11 protein-coding genes are annotated in these 15,040 nt (G+C 68.2%); 3 read left to right on the top strand and 8 right to left on the bottom strand.

Annotation, left to right across the window (positions count from 1 at the left end; genetic code table 11):
- Positions 1–7: 7 nt before the first annotated feature.
- From DQP58_RS14715 to DQP58_RS14685, 7 genes are all read right to left on the bottom strand, one after another.
- Positions 8–1,912 carry an ABC transporter family substrate-binding protein gene (locus DQP58_RS14715; RefSeq protein ID WP_165827877.1) on the bottom strand — a complete coding sequence of 635 codons (1,905 nt, stop codon included), beginning with the start codon at positions 1,910–1,912 and terminating at the stop codon, positions 8–10.
- Positions 1,913–1,958: 46 nt separating this feature from the next.
- Complete coding sequence (gene typA / locus DQP58_RS14710) at positions 1,959–3,848, bottom strand: translational GTPase TypA (RefSeq protein WP_067139499.1); 1,890 nt, start codon at positions 3,846–3,848, stop codon at positions 1,959–1,961.
- A gap of 82 nt (positions 3,849–3,930) precedes the next feature.
- Complete coding sequence (narI, locus tag DQP58_RS14705; RefSeq protein WP_066868677.1) at positions 3,931–4,662, bottom strand: respiratory nitrate reductase subunit gamma; 732 nt, start codon at positions 4,660–4,662, stop codon at positions 3,931–3,933.
- Positions 4,655–5,323, bottom strand: coding sequence for a nitrate reductase molybdenum cofactor assembly chaperone (gene narJ, locus DQP58_RS14700; RefSeq protein WP_112709066.1), 669 nt, complete (start codon positions 5,321–5,323; stop codon positions 4,655–4,657). The genes narI and narJ overlap by 8 nt, the downstream gene beginning before the upstream one ends.
- Positions 5,320–6,939, bottom strand: a complete 1,620-nt coding sequence (gene narH, locus DQP58_RS14695) for a nitrate reductase subunit beta (RefSeq protein ID WP_112709065.1) — start codon at positions 6,937–6,939, stop codon at positions 5,320–5,322. The genes narJ and narH overlap by 4 nt, the downstream gene beginning before the upstream one ends.
- Before the next feature lies 1 nt (position 6,940).
- A complete protein-coding gene (locus tag DQP58_RS14690; protein ID WP_112709064.1) occupies positions 6,941–10,648 on the bottom strand; it encodes a nitrate reductase subunit alpha in 3,708 nt (1,235 codons plus the stop codon).
- A 459-nt stretch (positions 10,649–11,107) separates the two neighbouring features.
- Entirely contained in the window at positions 11,108–11,500 is a 393-nt protein-coding gene (locus DQP58_RS14685; protein WP_112709063.1) for a (deoxy)nucleoside triphosphate pyrophosphohydrolase, read from the bottom strand.
- 285 nt (positions 11,501–11,785) lie between these two features.
- On the opposite strand from DQP58_RS14685, the gene DQP58_RS14680 reads away from it, so the two are divergent.
- Positions 11,786–12,562, top strand: a complete 777-nt coding sequence (locus DQP58_RS14680; protein WP_112709062.1) for a cell division protein DivIVA — start codon at positions 11,786–11,788, stop codon at positions 12,560–12,562.
- A gap of 68 nt (positions 12,563–12,630) precedes the next feature.
- Positions 12,631–12,915, top strand: a complete 285-nt coding sequence (locus tag DQP58_RS14675) for a 4a-hydroxytetrahydrobiopterin dehydratase (protein ID WP_066868689.1) — start codon at positions 12,631–12,633, stop codon at positions 12,913–12,915.
- On the opposite strand, the gene DQP58_RS14670 is transcribed toward DQP58_RS14675, so the two are convergent.
- Entirely contained in the window at positions 12,893–14,269 is a 1,377-nt protein-coding gene (locus tag DQP58_RS14670) for a mannosyltransferase (protein ID WP_205869433.1), read from the bottom strand. The two genes, DQP58_RS14675 and DQP58_RS14670, sit on opposite strands and share 23 nt — an antisense overlap.
- Positions 14,270–14,418: 149 nt before the next feature.
- Between DQP58_RS14670 and DQP58_RS14665 the strand changes: the two genes are divergently transcribed.
- On the top strand, positions 14,419–15,040 hold a 622-nt coding region (locus DQP58_RS14665), incomplete at its 3' end, for a hypothetical protein (protein ID WP_205869432.1).

The following is a 15,040-nucleotide window of genomic DNA, read 5'->3' as shown; positions in this document are numbered from 1 at the left end:
GCGGGCGTTATGGCCCCGTCTTGATCCATTGGCCGGCGTCGCCGACGATGCCGACCGGTACCGCACCGGACAGGCTGACGTTCTGCACGCTCGGGCCGGCCGCGACGATCGTGGTGTCCTGCAGGATCGGCAGCACGGTGGCCATGTTCCACAAGCGCGGTTCGACCGCGGTGATCACGTCGTTGATGTTCTTGGTGCCGGCCAGCGCGGCGTCGATGTTCGACTGGATGCTGCGATCGCAGATCCCGGTGAGATTCGACGGCGCCTGCACCAGGGCGTTGGGATCGGCCGGGCGGCTGGGCGGCGGCGTGGTCGTCGGCGTCGTCGGCGTGGCGGGCGCCCCGCTGGACGGCGTGGGACCGGCGGGGGCCGACGGCGCGGGTGCCGGCCCGTTGGAGATCGGCACTTGGGTGGATTCCAGTGCGGGACAACCGTATCGGGAGGCTAGCCGCGTCGCCAGGTTGCCACCCGCCTGATGCCAGCCGACGATCGCGTCCACCCGGTTGTCGTTCAGCGCGTCGCGATAGAGGGTGACCGGGTCCAGCGCCAGGACGGTCGCGGCGATGCCGACGTTGCGCAGGCGGTCGGCGGCGGTGTTGGCCACCGCGACGGAGGTGGGATCGTTCGCCGCCACCCCGATCACCAGTGAGAGTTGTTGGCCGTCTTTGCTGATCCGGCCGCGGATGACCTCGGGCGGCCCGGTGTTCGGCGGGGCTGATGGCGGCGGCGCCGCCGAAGCCGAAGTGTTGGGGTCGACCTTGTAGCCGGCCCCCTCCAGCAACGCCAGCGCCGCCGGGGTCGTCATCGCCGGTGGCGCGGTCGGCTCGTAGCCCGGGTCGCTCGGCGCCCGGATCTGGGCCTGGTCCAGGGTGACGGTGTTGTCGCTACCGGCGCCGACGGCCGCGAGCAGGTCGACGTCGAGCAGCCCCAGGATCGCCTTACGGACTTGCGTGTCCGCCAGTTTGGGTTCGGTGGCCCGCAGCGTGAGCTGCATGATGCGCGGCGTCACGATCCGGGCGGTCCGGACGTCGGGGATGGCGGACAGCTGCGCGAAGGCTGCCGAACCGCCATGCACCTGCGCCACCTGGGTGTCGCCGTTGCGCACGGAATCGGCGAGCGCGGCCGGCGCACCGGCGCGGCGGAACAAGATGAGCGCGGGTTTGGCCGGCGGTCCCCAGTAGCGGTCGTTGCGGGCCACCAGGATCTCGTCACGCTGCGGATCGATGCTTTCCACCCGGAACTGGCCGCCCGTGACGGGAAGCGCCCGGGCCAGACCCGCGGCGAAACCGCCGGGCACGTCCTTGACGATGTGGGCCGGAAGGATGTTGCTGAACAACTCCTTCCACGCCGGATACGGTTCGGCGAAGGTGACCACCGCCTGCTTGCCGCCCTCCAGGGACTGCACGCCGGTGATGAGGTCGTACCCGGCCGGGTCGGCGACCCCGGGCTGGCTGACCATCTGGTGCCACAGGTACCAGAAGTCGTCGGCGGCGATCGGCGCGTTGTCGGTCCACTGCGCCTCCGGCCGGATCTTGTAGGTCACCGTGAACGGGTTCTGGCTGGTCACCTCGGCCGACACCAGCAGGGTCGGGTCCATCTCCCAGCGGGAACCGGTCGGCATGTTGGGGTCGGGGACCGGCCGGAAGGCGCTCGGCAGCACCAGCGCGCTGATCGCCGCGTTCACCGGGGACAGGTCGGACAGCAGGTGTGGGTTGAAGCCGGCCCCGATCGAGTCGATGCCCATGATGATCTCGCTGACCCGCGGTGGCGGCGGCACGGAGTTGTGCGGCGTATCGGTGCTCTGCGGCGCCGGCGGCGGGTTGACCGTACAGGCCGAGAGCACGAGTCCGACCAAAAAGATCAGTCCGCCCAGCACCATGAACCAACGGCGGACTCGTCTCGGCACGCTGATCAGGGTATCGAGCAACCGCACAGCAGCCCGTCCGACCACCCCGGTGTTAACCCCGCGCCTTGGCGCGCGACCGGCTGCGGGCCCGGGCGGTGGCGTCCAGCTCGACCTTGCGCACCCGCACGATCTCCGGGGTCACCTCGACGCATTCGTCTTGCGCGCAGAATTCCATGGCCTGCTCGAGATCGAGTTCGAGCGGGCGGGCCAGCGTTTCGATGACATCGGCGGTCGACGACCGCATGTTGGTCAGCTTCTTTTCGCGGGTGACGTTGATGTCGAGATCCTCTGCGCGCGGGTTGATTCCGACGACCATGCCCTCGTAAGTGTCCTGGCCCGGCTCGACGAAGAACTGGCCGCGGTCGGCGAGCTGGATCATGGCGAACGGGGTGATGGTGCCCGCGCGGTCGGAGACCAGCGAGCCGGTGTGGCGGGCGCGGATCTCCCCCGCCCACGGCCGGTAGCCGTCGAACACCGCGTTGGCGATCCCGGTGCCGCGGGTCAGCGTGAGGAAGTCGGTGCGGAACCCGATCAGGCCGCGGCTGGGGACGATGAAGTCCATCCGGACCCAGCCCGCCGCGTGGTTGGTCATCTCTTCCATGCGCCCCTTGCGGGCGGCCATCAGCTGGGTGATGGCGCCGACGAATTCCTCGGGGCAGTCGATGGTCATCGCCTCGAAGGGCTCGTGCAGCTTGCCGTCGATCGTCTGGGTGACCACCTGGGGCTTGCCGACGGTGAGCTCGAAGCCCTCGCGGCGCATCTGCTCGACGAGCACCGCCAGCGCGAGCTCGCCGCGGCCCTGCACCTCCCAGGCGTCGGGCCGGTCGATGTCGACGACCTTGATCGAGACGTTGCCGACGAGCTCGGCGTCCAGGCGCGACTTCACCATGCGCGCGGTCAGCTTGTGCCCCTTCACCTTGCCGGCCAGCGGCGAGGTGTTGGTGCCGATGGTCACCGAGATGGCGGGCTCGTCGACGGTGATGCGCGGCAGCGCGTGCGCGTGGTCCGGATCGGCCAGCGTGTCGCCGATCATGATCTCCGGAATGCCCGCGACGGCGACGATGTCGCCGGCGATGGCCTCGTCGGTGGGCGTGCGTTCCACCCCCTCGGTCACCAGCAGTTCGGTGATCTTGGCGTTCGTGATGACGGGATGCCCGTCCACCTCGCGCATCCAGGCGACCTGCTGGCCCTTGCGGATCCGGCCCTTGTAGATGCGGATCAGCGCGAGCCGGCCGAGGAAGGCCGAGGCGTCGAGGTTGGTGACCAGCGCCTGCAGCGGCGCCTCGGGATCGCCCTGCGGCGGCGGGATGTGCTCGAGCAGGACGTCGAACAGCGGATCGAGGTTGTCGCCCTCGGGGTTCTCGCCATTGGCCGGCTCGGTGGTGCTGGCGATGCCCGCCCGACCCGAGGCGTACAGCGTCGGCAGGTCCAGGGCGTGCTCGGCGGCCTTCTGCGCTTCCTCGTCGAGGTCGGAGGCCACGTCGAGCAGCAGGTCGTGACTTTCCGAGACGACCTCGGAGATCCGGGCGTCCGGCCGGTCCGTCTTGTTGACGACCAGGATCACCGGAAGGTGGGCGGCCAGGGCCTTGCGCAGCACGAACCGGGTCTGCGGCAGCGGCCCCTCCGAGGCGTCGACCAGCAGCAACACCCCGTCCACCATCGACAGGCCGCGCTCCACCTCGCCGCCGAAGTCGGCGTGGCCGGGCGTGTCGATGACGTTGATGACGGTCGTCGTTCCGTCCGCATTCTTGCGATGCACGGCCGTGTTCTTGGCCAGGATCGTGATGCCTTTTTCCTTCTCCAGGTCCCCGGAGTCCATCAGGCGCTCGACGGCGTCGTCCCCGCGGTGGTGCAGCGCGCCCGACTGCCGCAGCATCGCGTCGACCAGGGTGGTCTTTCCGTGGTCGACGTGGGCGACGATGGCGACGTTGCGAAATAGCACGTCGGTGATTGTGGCAGCGGGGGCCTTTCAAAGCGAACCGGCTACCGAACCGGCTGGTGACCGGGCGCGCTGCGCCGGTCCCTTACCAGCCCCGCCGGCGCGGCGCCGTGCCGACGAGTTGACCCTTACCCGCCGCCTCGCGGCTGCGGTAGACGATGTAGGGCCGGAACAGGTAGACGACCGGGGCGCTGAACACATGCACCAGCCGGGTGAACGGCCACAGCGTGAACAACACCATGCCGATCAGGGCGTGCAACTGGTAGTCCAGCGGCGCGTTGACCATCACCTCGCCGTGCGGTTGCAGGATCCAGATCCGGCGGAACCACAAGCCGACCGTGTAGCGGTAGTGGAACTCCCCGCCGTGCGGGCCGGTGCCGATCAGGTCGCAGTACAGGCCCACCACGATCGCCAGCACCAGCACCGTGTACATCACCTTGTCGCTGCGGCTGGTGGCCATGGAGACCGCCGGGCGGGTGAACCGCCGGTAGATCAGTAACCCGATGCCGACGAGCGTCGCGACGCCGGCCATCGACCCGGCGATGACCGCCTGCAGATGATAGAAGTGGTCGCTCATCTTCATCATCTGGGTGACCTTCGGCGGAATGAAGAGGCCCATCACGTGTCCGGCGAACACCGCCAGGATGCCGAAATGAAAGATGGGGCTGGCGATGCTGAGCAGTCGCGACTCGTAGATCTGCGACGACCGCGAGGTCCAGCCGAATTTGTCGTACCGGTAGCGCCACCAGGTGCCCACGATCAGCACCGACAGCGTGACGTAGGGCGCGATGTCCCAGAACAGGACGTTGCTAAACACTTGGCGATCCTTTGCGGGGTGGCACGGTCAAGGTAAACGGTTGCAGGCCAACGGCTTCCGCTGGCGGCCCGGCTTGGGCCAGGCGCTCGGCGCGGCGAACTTCCTGATCGGTCGCGTCCGGCAGGGTCTCGCAGACCGCCGCCACCGCCGGTTCGTAGGGCGACGCGGCGTCGGCCAGTGCGCCGCGCAGCACGTCGATCGGCACGCGGTGCCGGCTCAGCAGTCGCCGCCCGGCGTCGGGATCGATGGTGGCGGCGAATTCGAGCACCACGGCCAGATGATCGGGCGCCTCACCGCCCGGCGGCTGCACCCCCGCCTCGCGGTAGGCGGTGGCGAACGCCAGCATCTCCCGGCCGCGGTTGCGGGTATCCCCCGCCGTCCAGTAGGTCAGGTACATGGTGGCGCGCCGGCGCATGTCGAACGTCGCGACGTAGTCCATCGCCGCGGTCATCGGCTCGACCGCTCGCAGCGCCGCGACCGTGCGCCCCAGCAGCGTCGCCGACGGACCGCTGACATGGCTCAGCAGCTCCTCGACGGTGTCCAGGCGCCCGGCCAACCCGTCGTCGGGGTAGGCCAGCAGCAGGGAGGCCGCCTGCCACACCAGGCGATCCTGCATCGCGCGGGTGGTGGAGCGCTCGCGCAGCGCCGAAAGCAGCTTCATCGCTGCCGCCCTTCGGGGAACATGCCGGCGGGCACCTGACCGCCGTCCCAGTTGAGCAGGTTCACCCGCGTCGACCGCCGCCCGTTGCCGGGGTCCGCACCGCGCTGCTTGAGGGTGTGGAAGGTCTCTACTGACACCGGCACCGGATCGGACTCGTACATGCCCGGCCCGCCGTCGCCGGTCAACGAGCAGCCCGCCATCTCCTCGAGGTCTCGGGCCTGCGGCGCGAACGCGGTCGGAATCACATAGCGCTCTTCGTATTTCGCAATGGCCAGCAGCCGGTACATCTCGTAGATCTCTTCTTCGGTCAGGCCGACCGAATGCGGGATGTGCGGCTGGGTTTCACGCCCGAGGTTGATGTCGCGCATGTAGGAGCGCATCGCCGCAAGCCGGCGCAACACGCCTTCGACCACGGCGGTGTCGCCGGCGGTGAACAGTTCGGCCAGGTACTGCATCGGAATGCGCAGCGCGTCCAGCGCACCGAACAGGTTGCCGAGGTCTTCCCCGTCGTGGCCGTCGCGGCTGACCGCGTCGACCACCGGCGAGAGCGGCGGGATGTACCAAACCATCGGCATGGTCCGGTATTCCGGGTGCAGCGGCAGCGCCACCTGGTAGGTGTGGATCAGCGCGTACACCGGGGAACGCTGGGCGGCCTCGATCCACTCGTCGGAAATCCCCTCGGCGCGCGCACCGGCGATGACGTCCCGATCGTGCGGGTCGAGCAGGATCTCGCACTGCGCCGGATAGAGATCGGTGTCCTTTTCCACCGACGCGGCTTCCAGCACCCGGTCGACGTCATAGAGGACCACGCCCAGGTAGCGCAGCCGCCCCACACAGGTCTCCGAGCAGATGGTCGGCAGCCCGACCTCCATCCGCGGATAACACAGCGTGCACTTCTCGGCCTTGCCGTTCTTGTGGTTGAAATAGACCTTCTTGTAAGGACATCCGGACACACACATCCGCCAGCCGCGACAGCGGTCCTGGTCGACCAGCACGATGCCGTCCTCGCTGCGCTTGTACATCGCGCCGGACGGGCACGACGCCACGCAGGACGGGTTGAGGCAGTGCTCGCAGATCCGGGGCAGGTAGAACATGAAGGTCTCTTCGAGCGAGAGCTTGACCTCTTCGCTGACCTTCTTCAGGATCGGGTCCCCGGCCAGGATCTCCGGCGACCCGGCCAGGTTGTCGTCCCAGTTCGGTCCCCACGAAACCTTCATCGGCTCACCGCTGATCAGGCTTCGGGGCGCGGCGGTCGGGAAGGTGTCACCCGCGGGGGCGGTGGTCAGGTTCTCGTAGTCGTAGGTCCAGGGCTCGTAGTAGTCGCCGATGACCGGCAGCTTCGGATTGGCGAAGATGCGCAGCAGTTTTTGCAGCCGCCCGCCGTCGCGTAGCCGCAGCCGGCCCTTCTTGTCGCGAATCCACCCGCCGCGCCAGCGCTCCTGGTCCTCGTAGGTGCGCGGATAGCCTTGTCCGGGACGGGTTTCCACGTTGTTGAACCACACGTACTCGGTGCCGGGGCGATTGGTCCACGCCTGCTTGCAGGTGACCGAGCACGTGTGGCAGCCGATGCACTTGTCGAGGTTCATCACCATCGCCAGCTGAGCCATGACCTTCATGTCAGTACACCACCTCTTGGCTACGACGACGGACGATCGTGACCTCGTCGCGCTGGTTGCCGGTCGGACCCAGGTAGTTGAACGCGAACGCGTGCTGTGCGTAACCGCCGGCCAGGTGGCTGGGCTTGATGCGGACCCGGGTCAGAGCGTTGTGGTTGCCGCCGCGCTTGTTGTTGGTCTCGGAGCGCGGGGTGTCCACCGTGCGTTCCTGGACGTGGTAGACGTACACCACGCCGTCGGGCATCCGGTGCGAGACGATCGCCCGGCACACGTAGATGCCGTTGACGTTCACGGCTTCGACCCAATCGTTGTCGCGCACATTGATTTTCGCCGCATCGCCCGGGCTCATCCACATCGTCGGGCCACCGCGGGACAACGAGAGCATGTAGAGGTTGTCCTGATAGGTGGAGTGGAACGACCACTTCGAGTGCGGCGTCAGGTAGCGCACCGTGAGCCCGATGCCGCCATTGCCGTCCGGCGTCGGGCCCAGCTCTGGCTGGCCGAACAGGCGCGCCATGTCCAGCGGCGGGCGGAACACCGGCAGGTGCTCGCCGAGTTCCTCGACCCAGTCGTGGGCCAGATAGAAGTGCATCCGCCCGGTCAGGGTGTGGAACGGCTTGAGGTTTTCGATGTTGATGGTGAACGGCGCGTAGCGACGCCCACCCGTTTCGCTGCCGGACCATTCCGGGCTGGTGACCACCGGAACGGGACGGGCCTGGGTATCGGCGTAGCTGATGCGCTTGTCCTCGCTGCCCTCGGCCAGGTGCACCAGCCGCTGACCGGTCCGCTTCTCCAGCTCGTGGAACCCCTCGACCGCCAGCCGCCCGTTGGTCGTGCCGGACAGCAACAGCAGCACGTCGGCCATTCGGGACGCGGTGGTGACGGCTGGACGACCCGCTGCCACACCGGAATTGAGCACACCGAACTTGGCGGCCAGCTCCTCGACCTCACGGAACGGGTGCACCGTGACGCCCTTGGTGGTCAGGCCGAACTTGTCCACCAGCGGACCCAGGGTCCGCCACTTGTCGTAGATGGCGCCGTAGTCGCGCTCCACCACGGTGAGCTTGCCCATCGTCCGGCCGGGCACCGGCGTCGCACCCGAGTGCAGCCAATCGGATTCGGTGCCGTCGGGATAGGCCATCGCGTCCGGGGTGTCATGCTGCAGCGCGCTGAGCACCACGTCGGTGCGGGTGCCCAGATGGTCCTTGGCCATGGCGCTGAAGGCGCGCGCGATCGCACCGAAAGCGTCGAAGTCCGAACGGGTTTCCCAGGGCGGATCGGTCGCGGCGCTGAACGCATGCACGTAGGGGTGCATGTCCGTGCTGGAGATGTCGGCCTTCTCGTACCAGGTTGCCGCCGGCAGCACGATGTCGGACACCAGCGTCGTCGAGGTCATCCGGAAGTCGATCGACATCATCAGGTCGAGCTTGCCCTCGGGAATGTCGCCCTCACACGTTACGCCGGTGGGCCGCACGCCGTCCTCCGGCGGCAGCGCCGAGGCGTTGGAATCGGTGCCAAGCAGATGGCGCAGGAAGTATTCGCCGCCCTTTCCCGACGAGCCGATCAGGTTGGCCCGCCAAACCGTAAGCACCCGTGGCCAATTGACCGGGTTGTCGGGATCGGTCACAGCGAGCTTGAGCTTGCGCTGGCCCAGTTGTTCGGCGACATAGTCGGCGACGTCGCGATCGGCGGCGCGCGCCTCGTCGGCGACGTCCAGGCTGGATCGGTCGAACTGGGGGTAATACGGGCTCCACCCCATCGCCACCGCGGATGCCAGCAGGTCCATGGTGTGCTTGGCCGCGAACCTGCCCCGCCCCACCGGGCTGGCCAGCTTGTCCGCGCCGTATCCGTCGTAGCGCCACTGGTCGGTGTGTGCGTACCAATAGGAGGCGCCAGGCACCTGCCGCGGCGGGCGCACCCAGTCGGTCGCCATCGCCATCGTGTGGAATCCGGTGAGCGGGCGCACCTTTTCCTGGCCGACGTAGTGGGCCCAGCCGCCGCCGTTGCGGCCCATCGATCCGGTCAGCATCAGCAGCGCCAGCACCGCCCGGTAGATCGCGTCGCTGTGGAACCAGTGACAGATGCCGCCACCCATGATGATCATGGAGCGGCCGCCGGATTCCTCGGCGCTGTGCGCGAATTCCCTTGCCACCCGGATGGCCTGGGCGGCCGACACGCCGGTGATCGCCTCCTGCCACGCCGGGGTGTTCTGCTGGGTGGCGTCGTCGTAGCCGGTGGGCCATTCGCCGGGCAGGCCGGGGCGTGCCACCCCGTACTGGGCGAGCATCAGGTCGAAGACGGTGCACACCAGGTGCTTGTCGATCCGGCGCACCGGGACGCCGCGCGCCACCGTCGTGCCCTCGCCGTCGACGGTGTCGAAGCTGGGCAGGTGAACGAGCGCGGTGTCGTCATCTCCGTTGCGTCCTTTAGTGTCTCGCACACTGAGCGCGGGCGTCAGGTCGCCCAGGTCGAGGTTCCACTTTCCGACACCCGACTCGCCGTACCGGAATCCCAGCGAGCCGTGCGGCACCGCGACCGAATCGGTGATCTGGTCGAGCACCGCGGGCTTGAGTGCGGCGTTCTCGACTGCCTCCCCGAGATCGGCCGCCGTGAGGTTCTTTCCCGGCACCAGCATGTCGCCGCGCTCTTCGAGCTTGATCAGGAACGGCAGGTCGGTGTAGCGCCGGGAATAGTCGGTGAAGAACGGAACTTGCTTTTGCACATAGCATTCCGAGAGGATGACGTGGCCCATCGCCATGGCCAGCGCACCGTCGGTGCCGGCCGCACAGGGCATCCACTCGTCGGCGAACTTGGTGTTGTCGGCGTAGTCCGGGCTGACGGTCACCACCTTGGTGCCGCGGTAGCGCGCCTCGGCCATCCAGTGCGCATCGGGCGTGCGGGTGATCGGGACGTTGGAGCCCCACATCATCAAATACGCTGCGTCCCACCAGTCCCCGGATTCGGGCACGTCGGTCTGGTCGCCGAAGACCTGCGGCGAGGCGACCGGCAGGTCGGCGTACCAGTCGTAGAACGACGTCATGGGGGCGCCGATCAGCTCGAAGAACCTCGAGCCCGCGGTGTAGGACACCATCGACATCGCCGGAATCGGAGAGAATCCGGCGACCCGATCCGGTCCATAGGCCTTGATGGTGTGCACGTGGGCCGCGGCGATCAGCTCGGTGGCCTCGGCCCAGGTGACCCGAACCAGCCCGCCCTTCCCGCGGGCCCGCTGATAGCGACGACGTCGTTCGGGATCGGCCTGGATGTCGGCCCAGGCCAGCACCGGGTCGCCGAGGCGCGCCTTGGCCTCGCGGTACATCTCGATCAGCACGCCGCGGGCGTAGGGGTAGCGCACCCGGGTGGGCGAGTAGCTGTACCACGAGAACGACGCGCCACGGGGACAGCCGCGCGGCTCGTACTCGGGTCGGTCCGGGCCCACCGACGGGTAGTCGGTCTGCTGGGTCTCCCAGGTGATGATCCCGTCCTTGACGTAGATCTTCCACGAGCACGATCCGGTGCAGTTCACCCCGTGCGTCGAGCGAACCACCTTGTCGTGGCTCCACCGGTCGCGGTAGAACACGTCGGCTTCACGGCCGCCCTCCCGGGTGACCGTGCGCAGGTCGGCCGAGATCTCGCCGGGGGTGAAGAACCGCCCGCTGCGCTCCAGGAGTTCCTCGAGCACTCCGCCGATGTGAGGTGTGACAGTCAAGAGGTACTCCTCCGATTCGGTAGCGTCGCGCCTCGTCGCCGGGCCGTGCGTTCGACCCCACGTGCGTCGTGTTTGGCAGTCAGCCCACTGATCCGCCCGCCAGCACCAGCTCGGATCGGCTCAGCGCTCGGCATGTCGGGCCCGCGGGCTGGGCGGCGATACAGCACCAGCATAGGTCTGGGTGGGGGATGAAATCCGGTTCGCCGTGCGCGGGCGATCGTTCGGAAAAGGCGTCATGAGCAGTGGTTTTGGTGCAGTGCAAAGCCTGCCGTCGGAGCACCGCGGTCGCGACGGCACGGTCTGAACACGCATTCGGCTCGCTATCGGCACGCACATCCAGGCAGCTTCGTGTGGCGTCGTTATTACAAGTCATATTGTTCTATTCAGTTCACTGCGAGGACCTGCAACGCGGCTGTACATAAGCTGCCGGAACTCTGTGGACTTGTTACGAGCTAGCTCCTAGAGAGCTGCGGTCAGGTCCGCCAGCCAGCCGCGATCGGCCGGCACCCAGTCCAGATCGTGCAGCTCAGCGGCGGTGATCCAGCGCAACGCCCGATGGTCGCGCGCGTCGGGTTCGCCCCGGACCAGGCGCACGCGGTAGGCGCGCAGCGTGAACCCGCCGTCGACCACGATGTCGTCGCCGAGTCGGCCGCCCACCGCGACGTCGCGCGCCCCAAGCCCCAGCTCCTCGGCCAACTCGCGGGCCAGCGCGTCGCGCTCCGTTTCGCCGGGCCCGACCTTGCCGCCGGGCAGCTCCCAACGGCCGGCCAGCTCCGGCGGACGGACGCGTTGTGCCACCAAGACCTTGGCGTCGCGGATGAGGGCACCGGCGACGACGATCTGGGTCGGCATGGCCAGTCACGGTATACGGCGGTTGCGACGCGCCCACCGCTCGGAACGCCGTCGGGATCCCGACGAGTTCGGGACCGGATGCGATGGCCGACGCCGTGCCGCCCTCGCGGCAACGGCGATGGGACCCCCGGCGGCAAAATGGCGCGCGGACAGCCATTGGGGCCGACAAATCGGTCGAATTCCCTTGGGACACAACGGCTCTCTTACGGTTTGGGCGCAGCCGTGGAATACTCGACCCTAGTCGGTCACGACCACTACAGGCACTTCCAATGAGGGGAGTTGGCAATGATCACCGAACCCACCAAGTCGTTCACTCGAATCTTTCGGGGCTATGACCCGGCTCTGGTCGACCCCTACATCGAGGCGTTGCTCGCCAAGGAGAAGTTGCTGATCGACGAAGTCCTGAACCTGCGGTCCCAGCGAGACGAATCCAGCAACGGAGCGGCCGCGCTGCGGATCGAGGTCGCCTGCCTCAAAGATGAGGTCGCCGCCCTGTCGGACACGTCACCGACGCCCTACGCGATGCAACATCGGATGGCGAAGCTGCTGCGGCGTGCCCTCGACGAGGTCTCCCGGATGCAGGCCGAGGCCCGCGCCGAGGCGGATGCCCTGCTCGCGGATGCCGCGGCCGAGGTGGAGGCCGCGCGCCGAGAACACCGAGAGTTGTTGGAGCACATGGCCGCGCAGCGAAAGGCGCTCGAAGCCGAATGTGAGGAGACCAGGAGAAAGCTCGACGCCGACCTCGCCGGGATGCGAAACGAAGCCCAGTCGTTGATCGATGAGGCGTGGCAGCAGGCCCAGCACGACCGTGAGCAGCTGCTCGCGGACGCGAAGCAGAAAGCTCACGAATTCGACGAGCGAGCGCACCGGGCGATGGACGAGGCGAATCAGCAACGGATCATGATTCTGGAAGAATTGATGGGCGTCGCCCGCGATCTCCAGGGGGTTCCCGCCAGCCTGGAGTCCGCCTACCAGCAACGACAGAGCCTGCCGGCCCCGGGCGTCGTGGTGGCGCTGGACCAGAAGACCCAAACACCGGGCACCCCCGCCGTAGCCTCGTAGCTGACCACCTTCGCGGGGAGGTCAAGCCGCCCCTCGATCAACCCGTAATCCGAGAGGACGAGTCCCCTATGGCCGTGTTAACGGACGAGCAAGTGGACGCCGCGCTGCCCGAGCTGGATGGATGGGAGCGGGCCGACGGCGCCCTGCGCCGCTCGATCAAATTTCCGAGTTTCCTGGCCGGCATCGACGCCGTCCGCCGGGTGGGCGAGCACGCCGAGAGCAAGGACCATCACCCGGACATCGACATTCGTTGGCGGACAGTCACTTTCGCACTTGTCACGCACTCCGAGGGCGGCATCACCCAAAACGACATCGACATGGCCCGCGACATCAACGGCATCGTCGACAGCTAGTCGTTGCGCCCTCGCCTGCGTCGGCGCTCACGCCGGCGGGACGCGCGTTGTCGGCCTTCGCGCCGGGGTGACGCTCGGCGCGGCCCCCGCGGCGCGGCGCGCGGGTGGTGGCGATCCAGATCAGCGTCGCCACCGTAGCGAGGATGTAGATCAACCCGGCCCAGGCCAGATACCACGGGCGGCTTATCTGCCAGATCGTCGGTTGGGCGAAGCTCAGCAACCACGGGACGCCGAGCGCCGTGAGGGCCAGCCAGCCCCAGCCGACGATGCGCGCTCCCGGTTGCTCGCGCACCGGCCCGTGGATCGCCCAGATCATCAGGGGCACCAGCCACACCCAGTGATGGGTCCAGGAGATCGGTGAGAGCAGCAGCCCGAACAGCTCGACCACCAAGAGCCTGCCCAGCCGATCGGCGGGATCCAGGGCGCGCCAGGCCAACACGGCCAGCACCGCGGTGACGGCAAGGGCCGCCACCAGCAGCGGCCCGAATCCCACGTCGTGGCCCACGATCCGCGAAATGCCCCCGCGCCAGGACTGATTGAACGACGTCGCGATGGGGCCCACCCGGTGGGCGTCGCCCAGCAGGTCGGTGAAGTAGTAGCGCGTCTGATCGCCGACGACCAGGACCGAAATCCCAATGGTCGCAACGAAAACGACGGCCGAGAACACCGCGGCACCCCACCGGCGCGCGCCGGCCAGATAGAGGCCGGAGATCGCGGGGGTCAACTTGATCCCGGCCGCCACGCCGACCAACAACCCCGACAGCCACCACCGTGTGCTGCACACCGCCCACAGCACCGCGGTCATCAGCAACACGTTGACCTGTCCGTAGTCGAAGGTGCTGCGCAACGGCTCGATCCAGATGGCGACCGCCGTCCACAGCATCGCGACACGCCGGCCGGTGGCGCCGGCGGGCATGCCGATCAGGCGCTGGCTGAGCCGGATCGCGCCGTACAGCGCCGCCATGGTGGCGATCTGCCACAGGAAGGCCACCAGTCCGAACGGCACCAGGTGCAGCGGGTAGAAGACGACGGCCGCGAACGGGGGGTAGGTGAACGGCAGCGGGAAGTCGGGCGTCTGGTCGGCGTAGACGTAGCTGTACAAGCTGCCGGGGTGGTCGATGGCGGCGGATCCGCCGAGGTACACGTGCAGGTCGACGAAGTTCGCGCCGTTGGGGGCCAGGTACGTCCAGGCCAGCCGCGCGGCGATGCTCGCCATGAGCAGCATCGGCGCGGCCGCGGCAAGCAGACTCGCCAACCGCTGCGCATGGGGTGCCGCCGGAGCGGCCGAGGTGGTGTCTATCCGCCCGACTTTAGCGAGCACGACGGGGCGGCGCGGCGCCGTCGGGCCGCACATCACCCCTAGGAGCGCCCATTTCGCGCGTTCGGTCACCGGTCTCACTCGTATCCGTAACGAGTTCATAAATGCCACACGTGTCACTTGAGTCCCATCCGCATCAAAGTAACTTCAGCGCCGAACCTGTAATCGATCAATCAGGGAGAGTCATGCCAACCATCTGGAATTACATGCGTGCAGCCGCCGTCGTGGTCGGTTCGTCCGCAGCGCTATTGACGGGCGGTATCGCCCACGCCGATCCGGTGCCGGCCCCGGCCATGCCGAACATTCCGCAACAGCTGATCAGTTCTGCGGCCAACGCACCGCAGATCCTGCAGAACCTCGCGACCGCACTCGGCGCCACGCCACCGGCGGCTCCGGCCACTCCGGGCATCAGCTTCCCGGGTGTCCCGGCGGCCACCTCGCCGGCAACGCCGGCGGCTCCGGCGGCGGGTCTTCCGTCGATTCCCGGACTGACCTCGCCGACCAGCCCCGCCGCCCAGGTGCCTTCTCCGGCGGCCAACCCCTTCCTTCCGGGGCTGGCGCAGTCGGCGACGCCCGCCGCGCCGTCTTCGGCGACCGGCGGCATCCCGGGGATGATCCAGGGCCTGACGGGTGCGCAGCCGGCGGCTGCGGGTCCCGCCGCTCCGGCCGCTCCGTCGATCCCGGGCCTCCCGACGATCCCGGGTCTGTCGGCACCCGCGGCACCGGCCACTCCGCCGGCTCCGCAGCTTCCGCAGGCGCAGGTCAACATGCCGGCGATGCCGGCCGGCCTGCCGGTCAGCGTGCCTC

Source organism: Mycobacterium colombiense (genome assembly GCF_003284975.1).
Lineage (GTDB): Bacteria > Actinomycetota > Actinomycetes > Mycobacteriales > Mycobacteriaceae > Mycobacterium > Mycobacterium europaeum_A.
This window is presented reverse-complemented; position numbering and strand designations above follow the sequence as displayed.